We start from the raw sequence: 12660 nt of genomic DNA, 5'->3' as shown, positions 1-12660 counted from the left end.
CTCAGTTCCCTTCGGGACGGTTCTCGAAATAGGTGGAGCGCTGGCCGCGCAGCACGATGTCGAAGCGATAGGCGAGTGAGTCGAACGGCGTCGAGGCGTTGAGGTCGAGCGGCGCCACCAGGCGATCGAGCGCGTCCTTGTCCGGGATCGTCGTCAGGATCGGGCAGACCGGGATCAGCGGATCGCCCTCAAAGTACATCTGAGTGATCAGCCGCTGCGCAAAGCCCGAGCCGAACACCGAGAAATGGATGTGGGCGGGGCGCCAGCTGTTGACGAAATTGCGCCAGGGATAGGGCCCAGGCTTCACGGTGCGGAAGTAGTAATAGCCGGTGTCGTCGGTCAGAGCACGGCCGCAGCCGCCGAAATTCGGATCGATCGGCGCCAGATACGTGTCCTTCCTGTGCCGGTAGCGGCCGCCGGCATTGGCCTGCCAGAACTCGACCAGCGTGTTCGGCACGCCGCGGCCGGTCTCGTCCAGCACGCGGCCGTGGACGATGATGCGCTCTCCGACGGGATCGCCGTCCTTGGCGTAGTTGCGGATCAGATCGTTGTCGAGCGGGCCGAGATCGTTGTGGCCGAACACCGGCCCCGTGATCTCCGAGACCGAGCTCTCCAGCGACAGCAGCGCCTGACGCGGCGAGCGCAGCACCGAGGATTTGTAGCCGGGCGCGTAGGCCGGCGGGTGGATGGCGCGGTCGCGCTGGAAGAAGCCGCCATCACGCGGCGTAAACGGCTCGGGAGCGTTGAGGCGGCGATCCCTTAAGGCTGGCGCCTGGGCATTCATCGGCGTTGTCTCTCCCTTTGGCTGCGGCCGGTCCTGGCGCGCGGCTTCTCGGGAGATCATGGGCCGGCCTATTCCACAGATAAATAGATCGATTATAATATATTTCATGAAAAAAATCGATCATTTGGCGCTCGACGGGCACGCCCTCGAACTGTTCCTCGCGGTGCTGGAGGAAGGTTCGGTGACGGCCGCCGCAATCCGGCTCGGCCTGACACAGTCGGCCGTCAGTCACGCCCTGAACAAGCTGCGGCGGATCGCGGGCGATCCGCTGTTCGCCAAATCCGGCCGTGGCATTGTCGCGACCGCCCACGCCCAGGCTCTGGCCGCAAAAGCGCGGGCGCTGATCGACGAGATGCGCAGCTTCGCAGGCGGTGTCACGTTCGAGCCGGCGAGCGCGCAGCTCTCGCTGACGATCGCTGCCAACGACCTTCAGCGCGATTTGCTGCTGCCGCGCTTCTTCGGACATGTCGCCGCGCAGGTGAAGAGCCTCAATCTGCGTCTAATCCCATCGCAGTCGCCCTCGCCTGCGATGCTCCGCGAGAATCGTTGCGATCTCCTGATCACACCGCTGCCGCCGTCCGGCATCGACATCGTGCAGAAGCGGCTGCTGCGGGATCATTACGTCTGCTATTACGATCCCAAGGCGCGCACCGCACCAGGCAGCCGTAGCGCCTATCTCGCAGCGCGCCACATCACCGTGGTCTATACCGACAACGAGCGGCTCGATTTCGACCGCCGGCTCGCCGCGAACGGCTTCCACCGCGACATTGCCATCTCCGTGCCGAGCTTCTCCGGCGTGCCGTCGTTCCTGCGCGGGACGCAGATGCTGGCGAGCATGCCGAGCCTGCTGGCCTCCGGCGTGATGCGTGGCTTCGCGCATGCGCTGATACCGCTGGCCTCACGCACGCGAACGCTGGCCGAACTGCCGATGTTCATGGTCTGGCACCAGCGCTATCAGAAGGACCCGGCGCATCGCTGGATCAGGGCCCAACTCGAAGCCGTGGCCGCGACCGCCGCGGAGACTTGAGACCCCGTCCCAAGTTTCGGAAGCCCGCCCCTCGCCAAACCCACTGGTTGCGCAGGGAGAGCCACGCTAGAATTCCCACATGACAGTGACCGATATCGCGAGCCGAACCTACAATCACAGCTGGCGGCTGGATCCCATCATCCGCAGCCTGCTTGATACCGACTTCTATAAGCTATTGATGTTACAGCTGATTCGGGAATCATACCCGGATCAACAGGTGACGTTTTCGGTCATCAATCGTTCGCGCCATGTGCGCCTTGCCGAGATCATCGACGAGGGCGAGCTGCGCGCCCAGCTCGATCATGCCCGCACCATCCGCTTCACCAAGAAGGAGTTGATCTGGCTCGCCGGCAACACCTTCTACGGCAAGACGCACATGTTCTCCGCGGATTTCATCCGCTGGCTCGCCGAATTCCGCCTTCCCGAATACGAGCTGCGCCAGGTCGAGGGCCAGTACGAGCTGCATTTCCACGGGCCCTGGACCCATACCACCATGTGGGAGATTCCGGCGCTCGCCATCCTCAACGAATTGCGCTCGCGTTCGGCGATGAAGGGCCGCGGCCGCTTCGAGCTGGACGTGCTCTATGCCCGCGCCAAGGCCAAGCTATGGACCAAGGTGGAGCGGCTGCGCGAGCTGGAAAATTTGCGGCTGTCCGACTTCGGCACCCGCCGCCGCCACGGCTTCCTGTGGCAGCGCTGGTGCGTAGAAGCGGTGAAGGAGGGCCTGGGTTCGTCCTTCATCGGCACCTCCAACGTGCTGCTGGCGATGGACAACGATCTCGAAGCCATCGGCACCAATGCGCATGAGCTGCCGATGGTCGCCGCCGCGCTCGCCAAGGACGACGAAGAATTGCGCTGGGCGCCGTATCGCGTTCTCGACCAGTGGCGTCAGACCTATGGCGGTAATCTGCTGATCGCGCTGCCGGATGCTTTCGGCACCAAAGCCTTCCTGCGCGATGCGCCGGAATGGGTGGCGGACTGGACCGGCTTCCGCCCCGACAGCGCGCCGCCAATCCAGGCCGGCGAAGAGATCATCGCATGGTGGGCGAAGAAGGGCCGCAACCCCAAGGACAAGCTGCTCGTGTTCTCCGACGCGATGGATGTCGGCTCGATCGAGGAGACCTATCACCACTTCTCCGGTCGCTCGCGGCTCTCCTTCGGCTGGGGCACCAACCTCACCAACGATTTCGTCGGCTGCGCGCCGGATGGCTCATTCAATCTCGATCCGATCTCGATCGTGTGCAAGGTGTCATCGGTCGACGGACATCCGGCCGTCAAGCTCTCCGACAATCCGGAGAAGGCAACCGGTCTTCCCTCGGAGATCGAGCGCTATTTGCGCGTGTTCGGCGATGCCGGCCGCGTGCGCAAGCCTGTGCTGGTCTAGTCCCGATCCAAATTCTCTCAATCGAGTAAATCGCGGGAGTCGGATTCGCGGCATCGGCGCGCGGGTTCCGGCTCAGCGGCATTTGCAGCGATCTGCGCGCATCCGTTTCACAACGCTTTCACCCTGCAAGACAATCTCTCGGCTCTTTCAGGTCGAGTTAAGCAGCGTTCTCGCGTAATCCGCGTTATCAGCCGACGCTCCGCTGGGGTCGTTGAGCGATTTGGGGAACGCAGGGTGTTTCGCAGAACAGCAACGTCGGCGAAGGAACGCAGCTTCCTTCACGTCATCAAGCTTGTCTCGCCTTTCGTGACGGTCGTCATGCTTCAGGCGGCGATCGCGGGATTCAGCTTAGAGGTGATGTCATCGGTTCGCGCCTATGTCGCGGGCGAGGCGATGTGGTCGCGCTCGCAGAAGAACGCCGTTTATTTCCTCAATCTCTATCTGCATTCGGGCCAGGCCAGCCAGTTCGCGCAATATCAGACCTCGCTCGCCGTCCCGATCGGCGACGAATACGCGAGATGGGCACTCGACGGCGATCCGGTCGACGTCGAGCTCGCGCGCATCGGCTTCCTGCAGGGTGGCAACCATCCAGATGACGTTCCCGGCCTGATCTGGTTGTTCCGCTATTTCAACCGCGTCAGCTTCCTCCGCGAAGCGATCCGGGAGTGGGCTGCCACCGATCCGATGCTGCTGGAGCTCAGCGTCTTCGGTGAAGTCATCAAGAGTGAACTAAAAAACGGTCCCGTCAGGGACAGCGACCGTCTGCAATTCCTGTCGTCGCGCCTTTCGGAGCTGAACGGGCAGTTCACAGGGCATGCCGAGCGATTCTCGACTGTGCTCGGCGAAGGGTCCCGCGCCATCAAGCTGACGCTGACATGGCTCAACATCGCCACCGCCGCGATCCTGATCCTGCTTCTGATCTGGCACACGCGTCGACTGGTGCTGCAGCGGCAGGCGTTCGAGGATGCGCTGCATGCCGAGAAGGAGCGCCTCGCCTTTCAGGCCTCGCATGACTGGTTGACCGGCATCGCCAACCGGCGGGCCTTCGAGGCGCGCCTGCAGAGGGAGCTCGATGATAGCGGCGAAAATTCGCTCAGCCTGATCCTGCTCGACCTCGACCAGTTCAAGAGCGTCAATGACAGCTGCGGCCATCTTGCCGGGGATCGACTGCTGTGTCAGGTCGCGCGCCTGCTGCAGCAGGACCGGCGGCCGCACGATCTGGTCGCACGGCTCGGCGGTGACGAGTTCGGCCTGATCCTGCCGCAATGCGCGCCGTACGACGCCGTCGATATCGCCGAGCGGCTGCGGCGATCACTCGAGATGTTCAATTTCGCCTGGGACGATCGCTATTTTGCGGTGACCGCCAGCATCGGCGTTGCCTGCATTGCCGACGCCAACACCACGCTCGAGGAGGCGATGCGCCGGACGGATGCCGCCTGCTATTGCGCCAAGGAAAAGGGGCGTAACCGGGTTCAAGTCGACAACGGAAGGCCGGACGTCGCTCTCGTCGCTGCGCCGTCGCGCGAAGCTGCCCGCGCGTGACCGTCGCCGTTATCGTGCCGGCAAGATCCCGAGACCCAGGAGATGCGCGTCCAGGAACTGCGTGACCTGCTGGCGCAGCATCTGCGGCGGCACGGCGACCATGCGTTCTTCGAGGCCGAGCGAGATGATCCCATGCACTGCGGAAAACAACGTCCGCGACAGCAGTGCGATCTTCACGTCATCCGCATCCGGTAGCAAACGCACCAGAGGCGGATGCATCAGCGCGAAGGCGTCCATCACCATCTGAAGAATGTCGTCGGGATAAGGACGGTCGTCCTCCATCCGATGCTCGAACAGCGAGCGCAACAGATTGGCGTTGTCGGCGAAGAATTCGAGATAGGTCTCCGCCAGACCATAGAGCTGGCGGACCGGGTCCTCAGCCGGAACCCGGCCCAGCCGCAGCGTCAACGCCTGAACCGTCTCCCGATTGACCGTCAGGATCACCCCGTCGAAGTCGCCGAACTCGTTATAGACGCTGCCGACCGAGCAGCCGGCGGCCTCGGCCACGTCTCGAACCTTCAACGATCTCAATCCTTTAGTCGCAATAATGCTGCGGGCGATCTCCAGGATCTGGAGACGCCGTCGATTTTTTTTCTGGTCCCGCAATGATTCTTCTTGAACATTGTTCATTTTAAAGCTACTCACGTGAACATTGTTCAAACTAACCCGGAGACCTGCAAAATGCAAACCCTCGCTGTCGATATCGCCTCCACCTTCGTCGACGACGCCACGGCTCTCTTGAGCGGCTCCGGCCGCGCCCTGCTGCGGGTCGTCATGGCCCCGATCGATCGGATCGCGAATGCTTGCGATATTGCCGGCGTGCTCGCTGAGCGCCGCGCGACCTTCCGGATGTGGCGGACCACCCGTTCCCGCCACGAGCGCCGCCGCTTCAGCGTGCTCGGCCGCTTAAACCCCTTTCGCCACCTCGCTCACCTCACCTGAAGAGAAACCGGTGCGCATGCGAGCCGGTTCGAATGCGAGGACAGGCCGCAACAAAGACTTATTATGTCCGGACATTCGTGGCCGATCCCGCGGTTGTGAGAGAGAGACGATTCAGCTTTTGCTTATCGGCCAGAGCGACGTCCCGTAAGCGCGGCATTTCCGCCCGAAACCGCGGCCGCAACCGGATATTTGCGAACCTGACGAGACCACTTGGAGACCAACAGGATCGGAGGGACCGAGGGGACAGAGCAGGCCGATGACCGTCGTCACCCTGCAATCGTTCCTCCCACACCCTTCCGGTCGTGACGTTTCACCGATAACGCAACACCTTCAGGCTGCTCTTCCAAAACAGGACTCGTCATGATCAGGGATTTGATGTCGTCACGCCGATTTGCGCCGCTGTTCTGGGCGCAATTCTTCTCGGCGCTCAACGACAACGTGCTCAAGAACGCACTCGTCATCATCCTGCTTTACAGCGCCGCGACCGGCCACGGCGATGCGCTGGTGACGGTCGCCGGCGCCGTCTTTATCTTCCCCTATTTCATCCTGTCCGGGCTCGGCGGCCAGCTCGCCGACAAATACGTCAAATCGGTCGTCGCAAGGCGGCTGAAATTCACCGAGATCTTCGCTGCGGCCTTCGCCGCCGCCGGCTTCTTCCTGCACTCGGTGCCGCTGCTGTTCGCGGCGCTTGCGCTGTTCGGCATCATCGCCGCCCTGTTCGGCCCCGTAAAATACTCCATGCTGCCGGACCAGCTCGAACTCGGTGAGCTCGCGACCGGCAACGCGCTGGTCGAGGGCGCGACTTTCATGGCCATCCTGCTCGGCACCGTCGCGGGCGGCCAGTTCGTGGCGGGCTCCGCCCATATGGGCTGGGTCGCATCGGCCGTGGTCGTGCTGGCCCTGTTGTCGTGGGCCTTTGCCTCCCGCATTCCGCAAACAACGCCCTCCGCGCCCGATCTGCCCGTCGATGCCAATCCCTGGACCTCGACGTTCGGCCTGTTGAAGACGCTCCATGCGGATCACCGGCTGTGGGACGGCACAGTGATTGTCTCCTGGTTCTGGCTGGTCGGCGCGATCGTGCTGTCGCTGCTGCCGGCGCTGGTCAAGGACGTCGTCGGTGGCAACGAAGGCGTGGTGACGCTGTGCCTGGCGATCTTCGCGATCGGCATCGCCATCGGCTCGCTGTTTGCGGCCAGCCTGAGCCACGTTCGCCCCAACCTCGCGCTGGTGCCGATCGGTGCCATCATGATGGGATTTGCCGGCATCGACCTTGCCTGGGCCATCGGCGTCACCGTGAAGGGGAACGACATCGCCGCGGTCGATTTCGCAACCTCGTTTGCGGGCCTGCGCATGCTGATCGACTTTGTCGCCTTCGCTTTCGGCGGCGGGCTGTTCGTCGTTCCGTCCTTCGCCGCGGTGCAGGCCTGGTCGGCGCCGAACGAGCGCGCCCGCATCATCGCTGCCGGCAACGTGCTGCAGGCCGCCTTCATGGTGGTCGGCTCGCTGTTCGTCGCGCTGCTGCAGGCGGCCGGATTGCATGTCGGCTGGATCTTCCTCGGCCTGGGTGTCGCAAGCTTCGGCGCGGTGTGGTTCGTGCTGACGAAATGGGGCAAGGAGGGCGTGCGCGATTTCGGCGGGCTCTTCTTCCGCGCCCTGTTCCGCACCGAGGTGCGCGGGCTCGAGAACCTGCCGCCATCAGGCACGCGCATGTTGATCGCGCCCAATCATGTCAGCCTGATCGACGGCCCGCTGCTGCACGCCGTGCTGCCGATCGACGCGAGCTTCGCGGTCGATACCGGGATCTCCAAGGCGTGGTGGGCCAAGCCGTTCCTGCGTGTGGTCAAGCACTACACCATGGACCCAAGCAAGCCGCTGGCCGCACGCGACCTGATCAAGCTCGTGGCTGCCGGCGAACCGGTCGTCATCTTCCCGGAAGGACGCATCACGGTCTCCGGCTCGCTGATGAAGGTCTATGACGGGACCGCGATGATCGCCGACAAGGCCGACGCCGTCGTCGTGCCGGTTCGCATCGAGGGCGCCCAGCGCTCGCATCTCAGCTACCTCGACAGCAGCCAGATCAAGCGCTCGTGGTTTCCGCGGGTGACGGTGACGATCCTGCCGCCGGTCAAGCTTCCGGTCGATCCGGCGCTGAAGGGCAAGGCGCGCCGTAATGCTGCGGGCGCAGCGCTCCAGGACGTGATGATCGATGCGATGGTCAAGAACGCCATGCTCGACCACACGCTGTTCGAGGCGCTCGGCCATGCCTACCGCGACCGCGACACCGGCAAGGTCATCGTCGAGGACGCGCTCGGCACCAGGCTGACCTATCGCAAGCTGATCCTCGGTGCGCAGGTGTTGAGCCGCAAGCTCGAAGCCGGCACCTCGGCCGGCGAAAATGTCGGCGTGCTGCTGCCGAACTCCGCGGGCGTCGCCGTCGTCTTCATGGCGCTGCAGAGCATCGGCCGGGTTCCGGCAATGCTCAACTTCTCGGCCGGCCCGGTCAACGTCCTCGCCGCCATGAAGGCTGCGCAGGTCAAGACGGTGCTGACCTCAAAGGCGTTCATCGAGAAGGGCAAGCTCGACAAGCTGATGACAGCGATCTCCGCGGAGGCGCGCGTCGTTTATCTCGAGGACGTCCGCGCCTCGATCGGTACGGCCGACAAGCTCAAGGGCCTGCTCGCCGGCAGCGCGCCGCGCGTTGCCCGCCAGGCCAACGATCCAGCCGTCGTGCTGTTCACGTCGGGCTCGGAAGGTACGCCCAAGGGCGTGGTGCTGTCCCACCGCAACATCCTCGCCAACGCCGCGCAGGCGCTGGCGCGGGTCGACGCCAACGCCAATGACAAGGTGTTCAACGTGCTGCCGGTGTTCCACTCCTTCGGGCTGACCGGTGGCATGATGATGCCGATGCTCGCCGGCATTCCGATCTACATGTACCCCTCGCCGCTGCACTACCGCATCGTGCCCGAGCTGATCTACCAGACCGGCGCCACGATCCTGTTCGGCACCGACACGTTCCTCACCGGCTACGCCCGTTCGGCGCACGCCTACGACTTCCGCACGCTGCGGCTGGTGATCGCCGGCGCCGAAGCGGTCAAGGACCGTACGCGGAAGGTGTTCATGGAGCGCTACGGCATCCGCATCCTCGAAGGCTATGGCGTCACCGAGACGGCGCCGGTGCTGGCGATGAACACGCCGATGGCCAACCGTCCCGGCACTGTCGGCCGCCTCTCGCCACTGATGGAAAGCCGGCTCGATCCGGTTCCGGGCATCGAGGAAGGCGGACGCCTGTCGGTGCGCGGACCGAACGTGATGCTCGGCTACCTCAGGGCCGAAAATCCCGGCGTGCTCGAGCCGCTTGCCGAGGGCTGGCACGACACCGGCGACATCGTGGCGATCGACGCGGCCGGCTTCATCACCATCAAGGGCCGCGCCAAGCGCTTTGCCAAGATCGCAGGCGAAATGGTCTCGCTGTCGGCGGTCGAGAGCATCGCGACGACGCTGTGGCCGCAGGCCGTATCGGTCGCGGTGTCGATCCCCGACCAGCGCAAGGGCGAGCGCATCGTGTTGCTGACGACGGAGAAGAATGCCGAGCGCAGCACGATGCAGGCCCAGGCCAAGGCGATCGGCGCCTCCGAGCTGACGGTCCCCGCGACGATCATGGTGGTCGACAAGGTGCCGCTGCTCGGCACCGGCAAGACCGACTATGTTACGGCAACGACGATGGCCCAAGAGCAGGCAACGCCTGCGTCGGAGCGCGAAGTTGCGTGACACGCGGCCAACGGCCGTTGCACCAGCGCAAGCGCGGTGCGACGGCGTGGTGCTGCTGCATGGCATTGGCGTCGGCTCCTGGACGCTGAAGAAGTTGGATCGAGCGTTGCAGCGTCGCGGCTTCGCGACGCTCAATCTCGACTATTCCAGCCGCAAGAAGCCGCTCGAGGCACTCGCGGAGGAGATCCAGGCGCCGATCGCCGCATTCGCCGAACAATGCGACGGCGCGATCCACTTCGTCGCCCATTCCATGGGCGGGCTGCTTGCGCGGGTTTACATCGCGCGATACCGGCCGGCGCGGCTTGGCCGCGTCGTGTTGCTGGGCACGCCCAATGGCGGCAGCGAGGTCGCCGATCTCCTGAAAGACCTGTCACTCTACCGTGCCGCTTTCGGCCCGGCCGGCCTGCAGCTGACCACCACCCAGGACCCGGTGCTCGCCGACCTGCCGTCACCCGATTATGCGATTGGTATCATCGCCGGATGCCGCACCATCGCGCCGATCGCCTCGGCCTTTGTTCTGCCACGCCCCAACGACGGACGGGTTTCGGTTGCCAGCGCGAAGCTGGCTGGCATGGCCGACCACGTCGTCGTCAAGGCATCGCACACCGGACTGCCGCGTCACGCCGCAGCGATCGAGCAGACGATCGCGTTTCTGTGCGACGGTCGATTCAGTCCGTCCTGACGGCTCACGCCGACGTTCGCCGCTCCTGCGCGTAACGCACCAGCGCCGCGAAGCGGTAGATGCCATGCACGAACTTGCCATAGGGCATGGTGATGAACAGCGCGAACACCGCGCCGAGATGCAGCGCCAGCAGCGGACCCATGGCGGCGGTCTCGCGCAGGAGCAGAAGCAGCACGCCGGTGAGGCCGGTCAGGAACAGCATGGCGATGAAGCCGACATCCATGCCGTAGCTGGTCTCGTCGAGAAGCTCGGACGCGCGGCGCAATTTGGCGACGAGCAGCCCGATGGGGCCGACGACGAGACCGATGCCGCCGAGCGTGCCGAGCACGACCGGCAGATCCCACCACGGATACGGCGCCTCGCGGCCGAGCAGATAGTGATACAGCGTGGCAACCGAGGTTGCCGCAAAGCACAGCAGGAAGCCATAGAACGTCAGGTGATGGAAAAGCTTGCGCCGATCGGTCGGCGTGTCGTCCTCGTTGTAGCAACCGACCCCGCCGCCATGGAGATAGCGCAGCTCGCCGGCGTCGCGGATGGCCTGGAATATCGAGCCGCCGTCGGCCCGGCCGCCGATCGGTGCGCCGATGTCGCGCCAGAACGCGCGAACGCTCATGACCAGCGCGAGGATCGCATAGAGAAAGGCAGCGCTGAACAATGCGGCCATCGCATTATGCGGCATCAGCTTGTAGAACGCGCCGGGACCGGTGTGCACGCCAAGCAGCACGCCGCGGTCGTTGAGCGCCGCAAAGCCGAGGATGAAGGCGGCCATGCTGAGTGCGGCAACGATGCTGATGACGAGTCCATTGCGTGCGAAAGCTCCGGACAGCGCCTGCGGCCACGCATAAGCAGCATAGGATTCGGCGCGCGCCACCGCCAGCGTTTGGGGAACGTTGACGTTGAACTCGTGCGGCGGCGAGAACTGGCAGTCGACGTAGCAGGCACCGCAGGAATGGCAGAGGTTGGCGAGATAGTTGAGATCGCCATCGGAGAAGGCGCGTCGCATCTCCATCGCGGGAAACACTGCGCAGAGACCCTCGCAGTAGCGGCAGGAATTGCAGACCGTCATCAGACGGTCGGCTTCGTCCAAAATTCTAGTTCCGTGCATGTTTCGCCGCTTCCCGTCCTGCGATCCGCCCGAACACGCTGCCGATGGTCATGCCCATGCCCGCGGCATACCCCTTGCCGAGCACGTTGCCAGCCATGATCTCGCCGGCGGCGAACATGTTGGCCGACGGCTTGCCGTCAGCCATCAGCATCCGCGCCTGCTTGTCTACGCGCGTGCCGAGATAAGTGAAGGTGATGCCGGGCCGCACCGGATAGGCGAGATAAGGCGGCGTCTCGATCCGCCGCGCCCAGTGCGTCTTGGGCGGCGTGATGCCTTCGGTCACGCAATCGTCGAGAATGGTGTGGTCGAAGGTGCCGGGCCGCACTGCGGCGTTGAATTCGATGATGGTCTTTTCCAACGCGGCCGGGTCGAGGTCGAGCTTGGCTGCAAGCTCGGCGATCGTCTGCCCGGCGATCGGCGGGAACAGCGTCGGCATGAAGCTCATGACGACAGTTGAATCGAAGATGATGTAAGCAATCTGGTCGGGCTGCGCCGCAACCAGCCGACCCCAGATCGCGTAACGCTTCGGCCAGATGTCCTCGCCTTCGTCGTAGAAGCGCTGCGAATGCTTGTTGACGACGATGCCGAACACGACGGAGTCGTGCCGCGTGATGATGCCGCCGTCGAATTTCGGCGCGCGGGCGTCGATCGCGACCGCGTGGCACTGGGTGGGATCGCCGACCTCCTGCACGCCCTTGTCGAGCAGCATCTTCAGGATCGAGCCGCGATTATAGGGCGTGCCGCGGATCAGGAAATTGTCTGCCGCCTCGCCCCAATATTGCTTCAGCCATTCGATGTTGGCTTCGAACCCGCCGGCCGCGGCGACCAGCGAGGTCGCGCGGATCTCGGTCTCGCCGTTGATCGGCCGCTTCAGGCGCGCGGCGACGAACATGCCGTCCTCGATCACGAGGTCGGTGACCTCGGCGTCGTATTCGACGTCGACGCCGAGCCGTTCGGCGGTGAGATAGAGCGCATTCAGCATCGCACGGCCGCCGCCGAGGAAAAACGAGTTGGTGCGGCCCAGGCTCAGCGTGCCGCCGAGCGACGGCTGCCAGCGCACGCCCTGCTCCACGATCCAGTTCAGGATGTCCTTGGACTCCCGGATCATGTGGCGGGCGAGCACCTCGTCGGTCTGTCCCCCGGTGACGAGCAGGAGATCCTCCCAGAACTCCTGCTCGGTATAGGGACCGGTCAGGATTTCGGTCGCGGCGTCATGGGCGCAACGCATGTTGCGGGTGTGACGGGTGTTGCCGCCGCGATAGAACTTTGGCGCACCTTCGAGCACCAGCACCGAGGCACCGCCGCGGCGGGCGCTGATCGCTGCGCACAGCGCCGCGTTGCCGCCGCCGATCACCAGCACATCGTATTTGCTGCCCATGCCGTCTGTCCGATGCGACGAGGTTAGAGACATTCTGCCCGCGGGCCG

9 protein-coding genes are annotated in these 12660 nt (G+C 64.3%); 5 read left to right on the top strand and 4 right to left on the bottom strand.

Annotated elements, in window-relative coordinates:
• Position 1: 1 nt before the first annotated feature.
• The gene (gene pcaH, locus ABIC09_RS26955) at positions 2-784 is read right to left on the bottom strand and encodes a protocatechuate 3,4-dioxygenase subunit beta (protein WP_354111202.1); all 783 of its coding nucleotides are present in this window, start codon (positions 782-784) and stop codon (positions 2-4) included.
• A gap of 106 nt (positions 785-890) precedes the next feature.
• On the opposite strand from pcaH, the gene ABIC09_RS26950 reads away from it, so the two are divergent.
• From ABIC09_RS26950 to ABIC09_RS26940, 3 genes are all read left to right on the top strand, one after another.
• On the top strand, positions 891-1811 hold the full coding sequence (locus tag ABIC09_RS26950) for a LysR family transcriptional regulator (protein WP_354034678.1): 921 nt from the start codon (positions 891-893) through the stop codon (positions 1809-1811).
• Between the two features lie 79 nt (positions 1812-1890).
• Entirely contained in the window at positions 1891-3195 is a 1305-nt protein-coding gene (pncB, locus tag ABIC09_RS26945) for a nicotinate phosphoribosyltransferase (RefSeq protein ID WP_354111144.1), read from the top strand.
• 234 nt (positions 3196-3429) lie between these two features.
• On the top strand, positions 3430-4737 hold the full coding sequence (locus ABIC09_RS26940; protein ID WP_354111143.1) for a GGDEF domain-containing protein: 1308 nt from the start codon (positions 3430-3432) through the stop codon (positions 4735-4737).
• A 9-nt stretch (positions 4738-4746) separates the two neighbouring features.
• Here ABIC09_RS26940 and ABIC09_RS26935 read toward each other — a convergent pair whose 3' ends face one another.
• A complete protein-coding gene (locus ABIC09_RS26935) occupies positions 4747-5367 on the bottom strand; it encodes a TetR/AcrR family transcriptional regulator (RefSeq protein WP_354111201.1) in 621 nt (206 codons plus the stop codon).
• Positions 5368-6039: 672 nt separating this feature from the next.
• Here ABIC09_RS26935 and ABIC09_RS26930 point away from each other — a divergent pair.
• Together ABIC09_RS26930 and ABIC09_RS26925 are read left to right on the top strand one after the other, a co-directional pair.
• Positions 6040-9447: an acyl-[ACP]--phospholipid O-acyltransferase gene (locus ABIC09_RS26930; RefSeq protein ID WP_354111142.1), complete on the top strand. Its 3408-nt coding sequence runs from the start codon at positions 6040-6042 to the stop codon at positions 9445-9447.
• Positions 9440-10129 carry an alpha/beta hydrolase gene (locus tag ABIC09_RS26925; protein WP_354111141.1) on the top strand — a complete coding sequence of 230 codons (690 nt, stop codon included), beginning with the start codon at positions 9440-9442 and terminating at the stop codon, positions 10127-10129. Before ABIC09_RS26930 ends, ABIC09_RS26925 begins: the two co-directional genes overlap by 8 nt.
• A gap of 4 nt (positions 10130-10133) precedes the next feature.
• On the opposite strand, the gene tcuB is transcribed toward ABIC09_RS26925, so the two are convergent.
• The gene (gene tcuB / locus ABIC09_RS26920; RefSeq protein ID WP_354111140.1) at positions 10134-11234 is read right to left on the bottom strand and encodes a tricarballylate utilization 4Fe-4S protein TcuB; all 1101 of its coding nucleotides are present in this window, start codon (positions 11232-11234) and stop codon (positions 10134-10136) included.
• A complete protein-coding gene (gene tcuA, locus ABIC09_RS26915) occupies positions 11221-12612 on the bottom strand; it encodes an FAD-dependent tricarballylate dehydrogenase TcuA (RefSeq protein WP_354111139.1) in 1392 nt (463 codons plus the stop codon). The genes tcuB and tcuA overlap by 14 nt, the downstream gene beginning before the upstream one ends.
• Between the last annotated feature and the right edge of the window lie 48 nt (positions 12613-12660).

Origin of the sequence: Bradyrhizobium sp. S3.12.5 (assembly GCF_040548225.1) — a bacterium.
Taxonomy (GTDB): Bacteria; Pseudomonadota; Alphaproteobacteria; order Rhizobiales; family Xanthobacteraceae; genus Bradyrhizobium; species Bradyrhizobium cytisi.
This window is presented reverse-complemented; position numbering and strand designations above follow the sequence as displayed.

Coding starts and splice junctions, on each gene's coding strand:
- pcaH (WP_354111202.1), bottom strand. CDS start 784: ATGAATGCCCAGGCGCCAGCCTTAAGGGATCGCCGCCTCAACGCTCCC.
- ABIC09_RS26950 (WP_354034678.1), top strand. CDS start 891: ATGAAAAAAATCGATCATTTGGCGCTCGACGGGCACGCCCTCGAACTG.
- pncB (WP_354111144.1), top strand. CDS start 1,891: ATGACAGTGACCGATATCGCGAGCCGAACCTACAATCACAGCTGGCGG.
- ABIC09_RS26935 (WP_354111201.1), bottom strand. CDS start 5,367: ATGAACAATGTTCAAGAAGAATCATTGCGGGACCAGAAAAAAAATCGA.
- ABIC09_RS26930 (WP_354111142.1), top strand. CDS start 6,040: ATGATCAGGGATTTGATGTCGTCACGCCGATTTGCGCCGCTGTTCTGG.
- tcuB (WP_354111140.1), bottom strand. CDS start 11,234: ATGCACGGAACTAGAATTTTGGACGAAGCCGACCGTCTGATGACGGTC.
- tcuA (WP_354111139.1), bottom strand. CDS start 12,612: ATGGGCAGCAAATACGATGTGCTGGTGATCGGCGGCGGCAACGCGGCG.